The organism is Clostridium sp. AM28-20LB (assembly GCF_003480665.1).
Lineage (GTDB): Bacteria > Bacillota > Clostridia > Lachnospirales > Lachnospiraceae > Otoolea > Otoolea fessa.
Genome location: NZ_QUJN01000004.1, coordinates 165,836 through 181,322, shown reverse-complemented (window position 1 = coordinate 181,322; position 15,487 = coordinate 165,836). Strand labels below are relative to the sequence as shown.

General features: G+C 36.1%; 16 protein-coding genes and 1 pseudogene. 2 read left to right on the top strand and 15 right to left on the bottom strand.

Translation table 11 applies throughout. The features are described 5' to 3' along the window. Nucleotides 1–30: 30 nt before the first annotated feature. From DW739_RS10110 to DW739_RS10095, 6 genes are all read right to left on the bottom strand, one after another. A complete protein-coding gene (locus tag DW739_RS10110) occupies nucleotides 31–1,314 on the bottom strand; it encodes a HAMP domain-containing sensor histidine kinase (RefSeq protein WP_118742996.1) in 1,284 nt (427 codons plus the stop codon). Then, nucleotides 1,290–1,979 carry a response regulator transcription factor gene (locus DW739_RS10105; protein WP_118742995.1) on the bottom strand — a complete coding sequence of 230 codons (690 nt, stop codon included), beginning with the start codon at nucleotides 1,977–1,979 and terminating at the stop codon, nucleotides 1,290–1,292. The genes DW739_RS10110 and DW739_RS10105 overlap by 25 nt, the downstream gene beginning before the upstream one ends. Before the next feature lie 24 nt (nucleotides 1,980–2,003). Then, complete coding sequence (locus DW739_RS14925; RefSeq protein WP_021939191.1) at nucleotides 2,004–2,180, bottom strand: DUF6019 family protein; 177 nt, start codon at nucleotides 2,178–2,180, stop codon at nucleotides 2,004–2,006. 164 nt (nucleotides 2,181–2,344) lie between these two features. Further along, nucleotides 2,345–2,470 carry a DUF6040 family protein gene (locus DW739_RS15165; protein ID WP_243023761.1) on the bottom strand — a complete coding sequence of 42 codons (126 nt, stop codon included), beginning with the start codon at nucleotides 2,468–2,470 and terminating at the stop codon, nucleotides 2,345–2,347. Beyond that, a complete protein-coding gene (locus DW739_RS10100; protein WP_107001139.1) occupies nucleotides 2,470–3,822 on the bottom strand; it encodes a HAMP domain-containing sensor histidine kinase in 1,353 nt (450 codons plus the stop codon). Before DW739_RS10100 ends, DW739_RS15165 begins: the two co-directional genes overlap by 1 nt. Continuing rightward, on the bottom strand, nucleotides 3,819–4,613 hold the full coding sequence (locus DW739_RS10095; protein ID WP_338108859.1) for a response regulator transcription factor: 795 nt from the start codon (nucleotides 4,611–4,613) through the stop codon (nucleotides 3,819–3,821). The genes DW739_RS10100 and DW739_RS10095 overlap by 4 nt, the downstream gene beginning before the upstream one ends. Nucleotides 4,614–4,649: 36 nt before the next feature. Between DW739_RS10095 and DW739_RS10090 the strand changes: the two genes are divergently transcribed. Further along, the gene (locus DW739_RS10090) at nucleotides 4,650–5,135 is read left to right on the top strand and encodes an entericidin EcnA/B family protein (protein ID WP_107001141.1); all 486 of its coding nucleotides are present in this window, start codon (nucleotides 4,650–4,652) and stop codon (nucleotides 5,133–5,135) included. 303 nt (nucleotides 5,136–5,438) lie between these two features. Here the strand turns inward: DW739_RS10090 and DW739_RS10080 are convergent, their stop codons facing one another. Continuing rightward, nucleotides 5,439–5,675 (bottom strand): hypothetical protein, encoded by a 237-nt coding sequence (locus tag DW739_RS10080; RefSeq protein ID WP_107001142.1) that lies wholly within the window; start codon nucleotides 5,673–5,675, stop codon nucleotides 5,439–5,441. Between the two features lie 120 nt (nucleotides 5,676–5,795). Here DW739_RS10080 and DW739_RS10075 point away from each other — a divergent pair, with 120 nt between their 5' ends. Next, entirely contained in the window at nucleotides 5,796–6,134 is a 339-nt protein-coding gene (locus DW739_RS10075) for a helix-turn-helix domain-containing protein (RefSeq protein ID WP_107001143.1), read from the top strand. Between the two features lie 66 nt (nucleotides 6,135–6,200). Here DW739_RS10075 and DW739_RS15160 read toward each other — a convergent pair whose 3' ends face one another. The 8 genes and pseudogenes from DW739_RS15160 to DW739_RS10040 form a co-directional block, all read right to left on the bottom strand. After that, nucleotides 6,201–6,344: a zinc-ribbon domain-containing protein gene (locus tag DW739_RS15160; protein WP_243023760.1), complete on the bottom strand. Its 144-nt coding sequence runs from the start codon at nucleotides 6,342–6,344 to the stop codon at nucleotides 6,201–6,203. Between the two features lie 12 nt (nucleotides 6,345–6,356). Further along, nucleotides 6,357–6,626: pseudogene (locus DW739_RS15155) on the bottom strand (zinc-ribbon domain-containing protein). Nucleotides 6,627–6,881: 255 nt separating this feature from the next. After that, entirely contained in the window at nucleotides 6,882–7,637 is a 756-nt protein-coding gene (locus DW739_RS10065) for a 4Fe-4S binding protein (RefSeq protein ID WP_107001144.1), read from the bottom strand. Nucleotides 7,638–8,103: 466 nt separating this feature from the next. Continuing rightward, nucleotides 8,104–10,125 (bottom strand): hypothetical protein, encoded by a 2,022-nt coding sequence (locus tag DW739_RS10060; protein ID WP_107001145.1) that lies wholly within the window; start codon nucleotides 10,123–10,125, stop codon nucleotides 8,104–8,106. A gap of 1 nt (nucleotide 10,126) precedes the next feature. Beyond that, a complete protein-coding gene (locus DW739_RS10055) occupies nucleotides 10,127–12,748 on the bottom strand; it encodes an ATP-binding protein (protein ID WP_181357226.1) in 2,622 nt (873 codons plus the stop codon). Nucleotides 12,749–12,761: 13 nt separating this feature from the next. Continuing rightward, nucleotides 12,762–13,904, bottom strand: coding sequence for a DNA cytosine methyltransferase (locus tag DW739_RS10050; protein WP_243023759.1), 1,143 nt, complete (start codon nucleotides 13,902–13,904; stop codon nucleotides 12,762–12,764). Then, a complete protein-coding gene (locus tag DW739_RS10045; protein ID WP_107001148.1) occupies nucleotides 13,894–14,145 on the bottom strand; it encodes a single-stranded DNA-binding protein in 252 nt (83 codons plus the stop codon). Before DW739_RS10045 ends, DW739_RS10050 begins: the two co-directional genes overlap by 11 nt. Before the next feature lie 129 nt (nucleotides 14,146–14,274). Beyond that, nucleotides 14,275–15,453: a recombinase family protein gene (locus DW739_RS10040; protein ID WP_347560716.1), complete on the bottom strand. Its 1,179-nt coding sequence runs from the start codon at nucleotides 15,451–15,453 to the stop codon at nucleotides 14,275–14,277. Nucleotides 15,454–15,487: the final 34 nt, after the last annotated feature.

Sequence of the window (15,487 nt, the reverse complement as noted above, 5' to 3'; positions counted from 1 at the left end):
CTGGTTTGTAGGCTCCGAAAAGCCTTGTATTTACAGTGTTCCTAATAGGAAGTAATCATATGGTAATTGAATCACAAACGTGCTTCCTTTTTTCTTTTTACCGGAGGTTACCGTAATCGTACCTGCGTGTTTTTCGATAATTTCTCTCGATAGAAAAAGTCCGATTCCTGTACCACTCTTTTCCATGACCTTCCTGGAACTTCCTCTGTAAAATCGTTGAAAAATTTTGTGATACTCATTCTGCGGAATACCAATTCCCTGATCCTCAATTTCCATTCTTACAAGATCGTTTCTTTTTTGTAACCGGATAAATATTTTTGAACCATCCGGGCTGTACTTGATTGCATTATCCAGAACGTTGATCACAGCTTCACCAAGCCATCTTTTATCCTGCATAACCATGCATGTTTCCAGCTCTTTTGCATAGTCAAAAACGAATTCAATTTCTTTCTCATCCGCTTTTGGATAAGTACAGTTCACAGCAGATATGACAGTATCCATAAGCGGAAGTTTTTTCTTATTAATCTGAATCAGTCCAGTTTCCATCTTGGATATTTCAAGAAGCGACTGCAATAATGTCTCCAGTCCATCCAGAGCACTCCGACAACGGATACGAAACTCCTCCTGTTCTGTGGCACTTAAGTCATTCTGCATCAGCACACTAAAACATGTATCCAAAGCTGCAACCGGTGTTTTTAACTGGTGAGAAATATCAGAAACCATTTCTTTCGTGTTCTCCTTTTCTGCCCTTGATTCTTCCTTTATCAACTGAATATGATGTCCGATTGCTTCAAGCTGGTCATTCAATTTTTCCAGTTCTGCATGATTTTCCGTTTTCAGTAAATCATCAAATTTATTTTCACGGAATCTGATCAGAATTTCTTCCAACTGGTCTAAAATTTTCTGATGACACGCATCTTCTTTTTTCTTCCAATAAAGTAAAAAAGTCAAAAGAAGCACGCATATCACAGTGCTTACAGCACCGGTCACCATAACCTGATGCCGGAATTGCGAATAAAATGCATTCCCTTTATTCCCCCAGTATCCATATTGCTCCAATAATCGCCTTCCCTGTTCGTTAGTTTCAATATCCTTATCCTTAAGCAATTCCGAAACAGCATCCAGCCCGGAAAATTCTTCCTTTGCAGCAATCTCTGTCATAAGATTCATTTTATATTTATAATCTTCATAAAACACATACGTGGTAAAGCAATTTAATATTGCAAACAATACTATGACAGGTAATACCAAGGAGAGCGCTACTGTAATCTTCTTGCGATATCTCTTTGTCACTGCCTTACCTCCTGATTCCATATATACCCAAGACCTCTGATATTCTTTATATAGACCGGTGCAGCCGGATTGTCTTCGATTTTCTCACGGAGTCTTCTGATATTGACAGCGATTGTATTTTCATCCACAAAATCCCCTTCCAGATCAAACACATTTTCCAATATTTGTGTTTTTGAAAGAATCTGTTTCGGATTCTGAAGAAAAAAAGTCAGCATTTTCAACTCCGTTTTTGTCAGACTGGTTTCACGACTCTTTATCAGGACTTTCATTTCTCCTGCGATAAATACGATATCTCCCGAAATCATCTTTCCGGCTTCCGTTTTCTCCTGTCTGCGGCGGAAATGTGCTTCTATTTTCAAAAGAAGTACCGAAAGACTAAACGGCTTTGTAATATAATCATCTGCCCCTGCTTCATATCCCATGACCTGATCCATCTCCTGATCTAGTGCTGTAAGACAAATAATGTATGTATTATAATTGCATCTCATCCACCTTACAAATTCCAGTCCATTCCCATCCGGAAGATTCACATCACAAATGGTAACATCCACATTATTATCACTTGCAATTCTTTTCGCTTTTTTCACTGATTCTGCTGAAAAAACCTCATATCCGGATTTTTGCAATGAAAATGTAATTCCACGATTTAAATTTTCATCATCTTCAACCACGAGTATACCTGGCATAGCATATGCACCTCTCTTTATTAACTATTTTTCCTCTTCGTTACATATTTGTTCTGCCTCAATATCCTCGGTAGTGACTTTCCCTGTAATATCCCTATAGGCTTCTTTTATTCCATTTTTGACCGCCCATTTAATTATAAAATATAATGCAAGTAATACGATTAGTGCTGTGCCAAAACTAATTCCTAATTCTTCAAACATTTCATTACCTCTGTCAATCTCGATTGAGATTTCACCTGTTTTAAGAGATTTAATAACTATTATATTTTGTTATTAAATTCTCCTCAAACCATTGAAAACACTGGGTTTATCGCAGGTGAGCTTTCCCTTATTGTTTCCCTTGTGTTATATCGTCCCACCAGCGTTTATGGACTCTGATAAGGGCAAATACAAGGGTGCAGGGCATGCCCAAGTAGTAACAGTACAATGAGGTTTATCGGAATGACAGATTTTATCCATTTTCCAAAATAGATTACGATAGCTGTACTCATTATATTTTCGGAAATCGGAAAATAAAACTCGTTCCGATACCTTCGATACTTTCGACGTGAATGGTTCCATTGTGGAGGTTTACAATCCAGCGCACCATAGAAAGGCCGAGACCGGTACCGCCATTTTCTCTGGAACGGCTTTTGTCTATGCGATAGAAACGCTCCCAGATTTTGTCCAGGTGTTCCTCACTTATTCCAATACCATCATCTTTCACTTCACCGACAATCTGGTCATTTTCGCCCTTCAGGATAACATGAATATGTCCATTTGTTTTTCCGTAATTGATGGCATTGGTTATTAAATTCATCATCATACGCAAAATCAATGTCTGGTCGCCATTCATAAATAAGTCGTCCTGCTTTTGCAGGGTGATCTCAATATTTTTTTCCTGTGCTTTTGTCTGCAGTTCTTCTATTACAAGTTCGCTTAATAATCCAAAATCCAGTTTTTCCATCAGATGCTGCTCATCCTGTTCGTTTCTGGCGATCATTAACATTTCTCTTGTCAGCTTTGACATTCGTTTTGCCTGCCTTAAGATGACTGCAATCTCTTCCTTATCTTCCGCAGATAAGTTTTCATTTTCCAATAAGTACTCACACTGGGAAATGATAACAGCAACGGGAGTCCGCAATTCATGGGATACGTCTGATGTGAATTGACGTTCCTTCTCAAACGAAAATTCCAAGCGCTCGAACATTTCGTTAAATTTCTTCGACAATTCGTATAATTCATCTTTTGCTTTTGGCAGAGACAATCGTTTGGAAAGATCTTTTCCATTGCTGATGTTTTCAACTTCATCGCAGATACGATCCACCTGTCTCAATGCCTGCTTGATCATAAAATATCCGATGGCCCCGATCAGAATAATGAGTAATGGGAATACAATCAACAGCATTTTCTCGGATGTCTGTATGAAAAGTTCTATAGAATGTACAGAGGTAATTCCTCGTACCCACATTTCGTCATCATCACCGTAAGTGTAAACGCTGTCATATATCATCCATTTTCGATTTGATTCGCTTATCGTTCGCGGTGTATTCGACATGAGGATAGTTTCTTCTGGAAATTGGGCTGGAATCGTTCCATAAAGTAATCGTCCGTTTTTGTCATAAATACAAAACATAATACCGTTATCGTAAAATTCGGTATCGCCGTCAAGATAAAAGGAATCATCCTGAAAATTAATATTTGAAGAGAATCCGGTCACTGCGGCACTGATTGCTTCTTCTGTCGCAGAAATTCCAATCCTATCCACAAAAAGAAGGAAGAGAACTAGAATAGTCCCAAGAACTACGGCGATGATTCCGGTGTACCATAGCGTAATTTTTTTCTTGATCGTCATCTGTTTCATTCGTTTTCCCTCATTACATATCCAACACCGCGAACAGTGTGGATGAGTTTTTGTTCATATTGTGCATCGATTTTTTTTCGCAAATAGCGAATGTATACGTCGATCACATTGGAACCGCCTTCAAAATCAAAGTCCCACGCATTCTGTTCAATCTGCTGTCTTGTCATTACGATATTTTTGTTGCGCATAAGACATTCCAGAACCATAAATTCTTTTGCAGAAAGATCAATTTCATTTCCGGCTCTTGTAACCTTTCTTGTGTCACGATCCAGAATAAGATCTGCTATTTTTAGTTGATTGGATGTAAATTGTGGCTTTCTACGCATCATGACACGGATTCTTGCAAGCAGTTCTTCAAATGCAAATGGTTTGATCAGGTAATCATCGGCACCAAGATCCAGTCCTTTGACACGGTCTTCAATGCTGTCTTTTGCTGTCAGTAACAGAACCGGTGTATCATCTTCTCGTTGCCTTAATTCTCTTAAGATTTCATATCCGTCCTTTCCCGGCAACATGATGTCAAGAATAATACCATCGTAGGAAGTCATATCGATATAATCCATCGCTTCCAGACCATCCCCACAGGCATCTACACTGTAATGTTCCTTGACAAGCCTTTTTTTGACAATGTTTCTTAAATCATTCTCGTCTTCTACAATCAGTAATCTCATAATGTAATTATTATAATACCAATCATTTTCGTGTGCTAGAGTCCTTTTTTCATTTTTTGAAATTACTATTTGTTTTAATCTTTTTTTAATCTTCCCCCTATATGATACATATAACAGCAAAAACAAAACATCCAAGAGACGGAAGGAGAACACGTTATGAAAAAAATATTAGTAGTTTTATTATCTCTCACATTAATATTTGCTTTTACAGGATGCACTTCATCCAATAATAGAGCAGCAGAAGATATAGAAATTAAGACACAGGAAGTTGTAACATCAAATACAGATGACAATGATGATAATATCAGCAACACAGAAAACGCAGTAGAGAATGCGAACGAAATGGATTATGATTTCTCTTCTTATGAAAACGATATCCGTAATATAACAAAAAGTGTAAACAATGCAAAAACATCTACAAATGCATCTGAGAATCACGAACAATTCTACGCTTTGAAAAAACAGGTAGACGCAGTTGATGACGAACTGGATAAACTTGATGATGAATTTGAGTATGCTTACCAGATGAAAGAGATTAGCTTCGAGATATACAAAGCGAGAGAACGCGCGATTGAAAAACTGGAAGATGAACTGGAATTAGCAGAAGAAGCGCTGGAAAACAAATACGGCATTGATGATTAATTCCATCCGGGCTACAAGAATGTGGCAGAACTTTCTTAATTTCTAAAATCGGGTAGGAGGTAGATAATTATTTTATCTACCGACCTCCCACACCACCTGGCATACGGTTCCGTACCAAGGCGGTTCTTTAGTTTTCACAAACTGTTAGATAGTAGTCAAGCATGGATATATATCCCAGCTTGGCTATTATTTTATTGATGATTACCGAATTTAGCACCTGTGCCATTCTCCATATAATATTAAATTTTGTGTCTATGTTTTATGAAAGAATCTTCTCTTAATCAATTTTTCTTTCCTGTAGCTTTACTTTTTCAGTTTTAACCCATCTTTGAAAGCTTCACCCACACGCTCTGTAACCTTGTAGTAACCATGAGCATAAGGGTCAAATGCAATGGCATTTACCTTGGAAATATCAATTTTACCGTCTACCATAACGCTCTCATCGGCAGTTACATTCACACTGTTGTCCTCATTATAAGTTGCCACCATCAACACTGGCATAGGAAAAATTCCTTCCGTAATTTTCAACTTTGTTCTCATAATAATCTCTCCTTAAAATTAAATTGACAGAATTATTTATCCTGCTTATAATTATATCCAATCAATTCAGAATTTCAAGTACTGGTCAAAATGATAGGTACTATCCAAGGAGAAAGTGTAATGATACAAAACTACATTGAAAATGCCAATTTTGAAGATACAGGCTTTGCTTACACCTTGTCCCTGATTTCCGGCAAACATAAAATGGTCATTCTTTATTGTTTAATGGAATTTAAAACTGTAAGGTTCAATGAGCTGAAGCGTTATCTGAAAACAATTTCCGATAAAACATTAAGTACCAATCTCAAGGAACTAGAGTCTGACAAACTGATTATCCGTACTGAATATCCTCAAATTCCACCCAAGGTGGAATACTGTCTTTCGGAACGTGGCAAGTCACTAATGGTAGTGTTAGATCAGCTTTGTGTTTGGGGTGAAGAAAACAAACTGACAGATTAACATCTTCTAATTTTTTTGAAAATATTATTTCTGACAGTATAACTTTGTACCATCTCACCTAACATACTATCTGCGGTATGGGATTTTTCCATACCGCAATACCGTACCTTTCACACGGGCATTGATAACAGATTTCCACTCGTTACCGCATTTACTGCATCTCCACCAGACATTTTTCCTCGACTTTGCATTTACTTCATCAGGCTTCAATGGCAAGTTCTTCTACGACCACTCCGAAGCAATTTCAGGGTGTGTTGTCTGCAAATCGTTAAACCCTTTCAGGAGTATGTACCCACTGCAATACGGGCAACCTGTTTTATTTATTGTCCTGCTCTTAACAGCAGCTTCCCACTCGTGTCCTTTCTCTCATCTCCAAATCACTTTCTTATGAGAACCAATAGAAACTTCTGTCGGTTTTATCTTATTCTTTTCCGACCACTGCTTTTCCAGTAGCGGCTCTAATGTCGCCAAATCGTTAATCCCTGCAATCACTCTCGCACCGGAACATATCGGTATGCACTGCTCTTAGAAAACGATTTAATATTTACCCTAACAATGGGTTCTTCTGGACATGCAACGGTAAAGGGTAAATCTCAGGAAAGGCCTGACATTAATAATGTTCTCTCTTTTGAAATGGATACAGATCAATCATGTTTCCTCTCTGTAATTAGCGGAATAGAAAGTCTGAAAGATAAATATGGAGATATGCAGGATATAAAATAAGTGGAGTTGTCGATAAATTTCGATTTATATGAACAATTCACATTCTTTTCTGACTGAGCAAGCCTTTTTAATTGCCATACCCGCAACTGCCGTCATAAAGCCACTTACCTTCCGAGCATGCTTTGGACATACGGCTACGCACCGCATACATGAAATACATTTACTTTTATCTGTCATTCCTGGCTTTTTCCTGTCAATTGCTCCTGCAGGGCATTTATCCGCACATAATCCACAACCAGAGCATGAAGCATTTGCTTTTGGAATCAGAACTGCACTAGATTTTTTATATGGTCTATTCCCCAGAATGCTTGGCGTAGATTCATTACCACTTCCCGTTTTTTCTAATATTTGATTACCAAATTCAGTTAATTGATTGTCATCATTTTCATCCGGTCTTCCGGTCGCATACTGATGCAAAATAGAATGCTCCGCAACTGCTGATACAGCTGCAATCACATGAAAACCTGCTTTAACAGCATAATCTTCCATCTGTACAAGCGTATTCTCATATGCTCTGTTTCCGTATACAGCAACAATCACACACTTACACTGATTACCTTTCATCTTCGCAAGCCGATCTAATGCAAGCTGTGGTGCTACTCCACCAAAAGAAGGCATTGCAATCACAGCTATGTCTTCTTTTGTTAATGAAATGGAACTAAAATCCAAATCTGTTTTTGAAAGGTCTATGTCTTTCACTTCATTCCAGAATTTTGTCATCGTATTTGCTACCTTTTCAGTTCCACCTGTTGGGCTAAAAATAATTCTATATTTGTTCATTTTATATTTTTCTGACCTCCGATTTAATCTGCTTTTCCTTCACATCTATCCCATTGCCTACAAACACCCAAAATGGTCGAGTTGCCGGATTGGTTGTCATCCGTTTTCATTTTCCAAAAATCATCCCAAAATGCCTGACATCTAATCCACTGTCTCAAATCGTGACATCTAATCCGAGGTTACAACCTGACACACTTTTTGCAGTAGATATGTTTCAATATAAGAAAACCGAGCTTTTTCGGAAGTCTGGCTTCAAATCCAACCCTCCGAAAAAGCCCGGAAATACACCGCTTTCTGGCACTTGATTTTATTTTCTTGACATCAAGACTACCGTCTCCACATGCGGTGAAAGTTACTTCTTATACTAAATAGCGAAACTGGTAGCTTTTGCGAAATTATTTCTATCTCTATAGTGGGGATAGGTAAACCTCCCCACTATAGAGAGCATCTCGACACTTATTGCATGTCACTTCAACTGAAGTTGTACACCTTTTTTAGTTTTAGTAAGGATTATCTTTTTATTACCAGTACATTCTATGTTATTTTCACTATCTGTCAAAACAAGTAACTTCGAATCTTTTATTTGAACAGCTTCATTAAATAATTCCTTTATTACCTGTTCTAAATTGTTTGGATATATATACCAATCTAATTTTTTGCAATAGTGTTTTCTATTATCCTCCCGATTCGTGGACAAAATCACTTCTATCGGAAGTTCTATATTACTGCCAACCACAGGTATTGTTAAGCTTGCATGGCGTGTCAAATTAATACAATCAAACGGATGTCTCCCTCTGTATTCTAAGAACAATTTATACAAATACAATACATAGCTTCTGTTCAATCGGCCAATTCTTCTATACGGATATTCTATGCAACCATCTTGATCTTTTTCATAATGCACGATAGATGTTAATCGCGGCGAAAATTCCGACTCCAGAACCGCATTCATTTTATCACCAACTGTTTGTTTAAGTTCATCTATATTTCTCAAAAACTGTTGGATTTTTACATATGTATCACACAAGTATGGCGATATTATATCCTGTATTACAGGATCAAGTTTTTCGTTTAAACTTATTTTACATTTTCCGTCTTTATTAAAACAACATAATCGTATAACTACATTATCAAGATATACCCTTGATGAATATTTGATTTCTAACCCTTTCGGCTGCTCTGTATCGGACTCCCTAAAATTATTAACATACATATACTCCAAATTTTTCTCATATTTTTCAATATCCTTTTGACTAACAACCGAAGCCTTAACCAATTCTATCACAGCGTTATTTCCACTACGCGATTGGCTAATCATTAGATCGCAATCTTGTCCTACAAGAATATAATAATTCCCGTTACTATCTCTAAAAATATCGCCGGCAGCCGGAGGTTGGTAATATTGATTAATGCTTAAATCAAACGCTTCAAATGTATTCAATTTTTGCATTTCACTTGAATATTGAATATCTTCATCATTCAATATATCCATCATTTGAGTAAGCCTTATAATATCAAATATTTCATTATTTACGTTAAGTTTATATTGAAATAGTAAATTGAGCCAATCCGTTACTACCTTATAATTTGTAACACCTTCATTAGATGCCATCTTAGCAAAATAGTATGCAATGTCCTTGTTTACTATAGCGTCATCAAAAGCTTCTTCTAATATCTTCTGATATACATTCTTCAACTTGAATAGTAGCAAACTATATGCACTCTTAGCCAATGCAATCTGCAAACCATCTGGTGCATCCTTTGACACATGCTCTGCAAAAACTTTACTGCTAATTTTTTCTTCCTTTTCTTTAGAACTCAAAATAGCAGCAACAATATTTTTTCTACCATTCTCATTAATTTGTTCAATTTCTTGTAGAATTTCATTAGCTCTTTGTTCTTCTTCCAACTGATTATCAATGATACATATTATCGTTTTATTCGCTTGGCCATACTCATTCAAGTCCTTCGCAAAGGAATCTTTCGTTTTTGCGTTAAAATTTGTATATATCTTGTATTTTTTCCATTCACCATCATTATAAATATAATCATTGAAGATTTGTTCAAAATAACTTGGAATCTGAACACCCAACCCGTATTGATTCAATATTGAAGCAAACTTTACCATGTCCTTTACGTCAATATTTGCATAATTTTTTCGCAGTTTTACTCCTATGAGGCCACCATCTTGACCGCCTCCTTCAATAATTGAGAACAACGTTTCAATATCATCCCTAGGTATCTCATTTTCCCAATCAATAGCCTCTATATAACCACTCACAGTGGCACTATATTCCTGCAATTCATCTACAAAATCTGCGCCTGCATCCTTTAATTCAACATACAATCTTTCTCGACTATTACCATTTAATCTTGCCAGTCCATAAAAAAGGCTTTCTTTGCTATTTTTAAACGCAAAATCATCTTCTAAAAATATGATAGTATCGCAGTTCGTAATTCTAAAAAATTTATCATATGTTATAGCCATTTTAACCCTCCTCATCTACCATAGATATAAGGAATTTATAACGATTACCATATGAATTTCGTTCAGATAGTAATTCGATATTTGCATTGAATGAATTTAATATTTTCTTCACTATATATAACCCCATTCCCCTGCCTTCATGATTTGGCTTACCAGATTCTAGAGGTTCGAACAAAATATCCTCCATCGTTTTAATTACACCTGTTCCTGTATCGTATACCACGATATCACTTCCATATGGTTCTACTGTTATCTGATCCCTTTCCGAATACTCATATACATTATCTACCTCCGCAAATTTTCTTCTTTTATCAATCCAGTAAATTGAATTATTAAACAAATTGTAAAAAACATGTATTAAAACGCCTTTAGGAACAAACCACGATAAACCTTCTGTTTTGCAAACTATATTAATGTCATTATCCTTGATTGTTTTTACCAGATTTTCTTCTATGTTTTTTACAACTACTTGTATTTGTTGAAGTATAAATTCATCGTAAGTACCTTTTTTGATAAACGTATTCTCTAGAAAAGAATATAAATTCGCCACATCATTCATTTTTCCTGCAACAATTGAATAACTTGTTTGAATCGGGTAAACATGTGTGTTATAAACTTTTACGTTTTTTTGTGCTACAAAGTAATCCTTCAAATAGCCAAAATGTTCTTCGATATTTTCATCTATACCCGTTTTACTAATAGAATGCAACTCATGCGTAATTGTCTCCGTTATTAATCCATTTGCCATTAATTTGTAATTGTTGTAAGACTCTACTTCTATTGCTTTTAATTGTTCATCCGCTTCTACTAATAAATTAGCTGCTTGCTTTTGTACCTTTTCGTTTTCTCCAAAATGCTCTGTAACATTTTGAAAAACCTTTTCCATCTTTTCATACAAACTGATTGGCATAGATGCTTTTTCACCTTCAATTTTAATATTGCCACTAAATTCTTTAGTGATTTTCTGCATCTCAGCCATTACTCGCTTATTACGCATAATGAACTTTTCAATGTCCGTTGAATTTTTCTTTACACGCTTCGATATATTATCTTCCAATAATCCATTTTCAGTAAGCAAGACTTTAATAATATCATTTGACTTTCTGTTTAATTCATAAAATAAATTATTGAAAACAATACCTATCAGCATCTTAAATGCATAAGAAACTTCATTCTGATTTATATCTAGTCGAGAGCTAATCTCCTGAATATTTTTCTGCTCTGGATCTCTTACTGAAACATATCCTACTGTATTACCCAAATCAAATCTATACCATTGTTGACCTTTCGTCCTGAATTGTTGCAGTTTAATCCAGTCATTTTCCTTATCTCCCAAAAAGCCGATTCTATATACATCACGATATAGCTTTATACCATTATAATCCTTTAAAAACTCCTTTAATGCTTTTAAATTATATTCCTGATCTTTTTCGATTTCTTTTAAAGACTCAATTATTATGTTCTCTCCTATTGCTGCATTCTGTTTAAACGAAAAAATTTCACCCGAAATAGGCACTATTTTTATTAGTGCTTTCATACATTCATTTGCTTTTTGTTCCGCAAACTCTTTTCTTATATTTTTATCTGTTATACCCAGCTCGAACATGTCATAAAATGTCTGTGCAACTAAGTCAAACAACTCATCGTAACGCACTTCTTGTACAAGAACATTTTCGATTCTATCTCTATTTGTATCTAACAATTCTTTATAAAATCTATGCTCTTTTTTGAGCCGTTTAAATGCTTCAGGCTTCGCCAAAACTCTATGAACACGCTCTATATACCAAGGTTGCAAACTAAGTTCATACTTTAATAGTATTTCTCCCCCATTTTCAACAATTCTAAACTTATGAATGCTCTCCGAAAGTTGCAACATTTTATCCGGAAAATCAATATCTAATTCTATATTGTTATAATACATTTGAATTGTAGTTTTCTTATTTACTTTACTAAAAGGTGAAATCAAAAAATTAATAGCCGATTTTAACTCTCTATTAACTACTAAACTTGAATTATCAAAATGTAATACCATCTGAGCCGGAGTTTCTAAAAAATCGCTAATATTAATTCCTAGAATCCATAATCTTGTATAACTCTCTCCCATTTTCCTTACTTTTTTATATGGAACAAAATAATCACTATTACTAGCACTACTTATTTCATCCCAATTAATGAACGTCAATGTAGCAAACGGTTCTGATTCAGATGCAGTTTCAACCAGTAAATATTTTCCTAATCGTTGTACCGCCAATCTACCGATACCCTTTTCTCCCAACGTTGTCTCACCATTATTGTTTTTCAAGTCTGTCCCAATTTCCAGAAACCCTTTTTCCAGTTGAAATTCATTCATACCTTTACCGTTATCTTCAACAATCAACAAAGGCTCACCCAAAAGAGACCGGGGTACTAGTTCGGATATGTCATCCATGCATACAGGAATTGAAAATTTTTCTGCCCCACCTAACATGTTACCATCTTCAAAAAGCAGAAGCTTTATATTTGGTGCTTTAGCATCAATGGAATTTTTTATCAACTCAATAATAGCCACTTCGGAAGTGGTAATTAAATCCTTTCCTAAATGCTTAATTACTCTTGGACTAATTTTTATTTGTTTATGCTCCATTTTTTTGTCCTTTCTACACATCATATACTTGACTAACAAGTTCTTTAAGTGTTTTTGCTATACATTCAGCCATCAAATAAGGAACACCATTTCCTATCATCTTAAACATAGCTGTCAAAGGAATATCATTAGGTAAAATAAATTTTTCTGGCAAAGATTGTATTGCCATTGCTTCAGCAACTGATAATCGACGTACTTTATAAGGGTGTAAATGCACCTCATTATTTCCGTATGCTGCTGTTGGAGAATATTTCCAGCGATGAAGTCTCTTAAACGATTTTCTTTTTGTATCACCTTCAAATATTCTTTTGATTTTTTCTAATCCATCCTTCACAGAAAACACCTTATTCTGGTTTGGATGTTCCGTGACCTTGTTTTTCCTAAACCAATATTCTACTGTTAACGATTCCGGTACGTCATACACAAAATCTCGCTTACTATTTTCCTTAAATTCTTCAGCAACCGGCCAATTTAAGCTTAGAATTTTTTCTATGTCAAATTGTTTATATTTCTCCCACGGAAAGCTAAAGTAGTTTCTCTCGTCAACATTAAGCACTCCTTTTCTTCTAAAATCATTTCCCCAAAATCCCACCATTAAAATTCTCTCTCTAAACTGCGGAACCCCATAACTTAAAGCATTCACAACCTTATCAGATATTACATAACCACTATGCGTTACTTTCATTTTCATTTCATTGTAAAACCTTCTATGCTTTTCCGTTTTTACAAGTCCCTTCACATTTTCAAATAGAAAAAAATCCGGTTTGCATCTAACAATCAAATCAAAATACGTTTTTGTTAATCTTCCGTTTTTCCCCGATGCACCTCTATTCTTTCCTCCTATCGAAAAATCTGGACAGGGAGGTCCTCCAATAAATCCAACAACATTGCCTGCTGCTTTTTCTTCTTGAATCATTCTTATTAATTTCTGCTTATTTTTACCCTTTGTATAAACCAAAGCACTTTTATTTGAATATCCTAAACGAGGCTCTTTTATTAGTAAGTTTCTTCTAGAAAACCTATATGCCTCCATAAAACAACTTTCATACTCATTTACAAACACTATTTCATAACCATTTTTTTCAAATGCTAAATCTAAAATTCCCACACCCGAAAAAAATGAAAATATCACTATATTTGGCATTTTATTTCTCAATCCTATCTGCTATTTTTTTATATTGCTGCTGATTAGAAGACGTCTTTTCAATCGGTTTTATTACTCCAGAAACGGTATTTACATAATTCAAGAATAAAGTTCCTAGCAACAATCTGTCACTTCGTGGAATGCGTTTCCACTCATAGCCTTTGAACAAATCTTTAACCAAAAATATTTCATCCACCTCAACAAAATCTATTTCATATATTGCTCTCTCTAATAATTTATTGACATCAGACATTTTCTTCCTCCGCTTATTCATCGTTGTAAACAATGTTGTTGACAACAATTATAACATACTGCAACGGAAAGCACCAGTTCCTTTTGTAAATAAATATGGAATGACTTTATACACTTCTGTTTTTCATATTTATTTGCACTCAATCTCCGTCCCATCCAAGAACACCACCACCAGCACTCCATCCTCAAACACCTTTATATGATCCAATATCTTCAACATAAAGTTCGTATCCATTTCCACTAGCGGCTCTACTCCATCCGTGTACTCCATAAACTTCTCCGCCCGATATCCGGCCAACAAATCCTCTCCTTGTATTTGCTTCTGCCACCATTCTAGAAAGCTTTCTCGGTTCTCAACCAATGCGTTCCAAGCCAATAAATACGCTTTTACCAACGTCTCCTCCTCTACATGTCGGTTAGTGCAGCCTACCACACCCTTAACCTTGTACCGCTCACTGCACTGCCATACCTTCCGGTCAACACCTGTGCTGCTCCGCCAGCCTTTCCGTGCAAATACTTTATTACAGTCTCCGCAAATTATCTTGAATGCAAATGGATTGCTTTCCGGCCGGTGGGAATAGGAGTTTGTCCCATGCTCCTCCAGATACTTTTTCCTGCGTTTTATTTCAAGCTGTACACATTCCCATATCCGCTTTGAAATGATGGCATCATGGTCATCCTCCACATAAAACATCTGAATTTTCCCTTTGTTCTGCGTCCGTTTCTTGGTGAGGAAATCCACCGTATAACTTTTCTGCAGCAAGGCATCACCCTTGTATTTTTCATTTTCCAACATACTCATTAAGGTTGTGGACTGCCACTTCGTACCGCCATCCCAATTTTTCACGCCTTCTCGTTCAAAAATCCTCTTGATGTAATCGGTTGTTTTTCCGTCCATGAATTCCTGATACAACCGAATTACAATCGGCTCCTGTGTCCTGTTGATTACCAGCTTCCCCGTTTCATCCGTATCGTAGCCAAGAAAACGCTTTGTACTCATTTTGTGTTTTCCTGTTTCAAACCTTCTACGAATTCCCCATGTGCAGTTCTCTGAAATGGACCGGCTCTCATCCTGTGCCAGTGAGGAAAGAATGATCAGCAGCACTTCGCCCTTTGCATCGAGGGTATTGATATTTTCCTTTTCAAAAATAATCCCTATCCCCAAATCTTTCAATTCTCGCACATAGTTCAAGCAGTCCAGCGTATTTCTTGCAAATCGGGAAATGGACTTAGTAATAATCATGTCTATTTTCCCCGCCCTGCAATCAGCAATCATGCGGTTGAATTCATCCCTCTTTTTGGTATTGATTCCCGAAATTCCTTCATCCGCATAAGTCCCTACA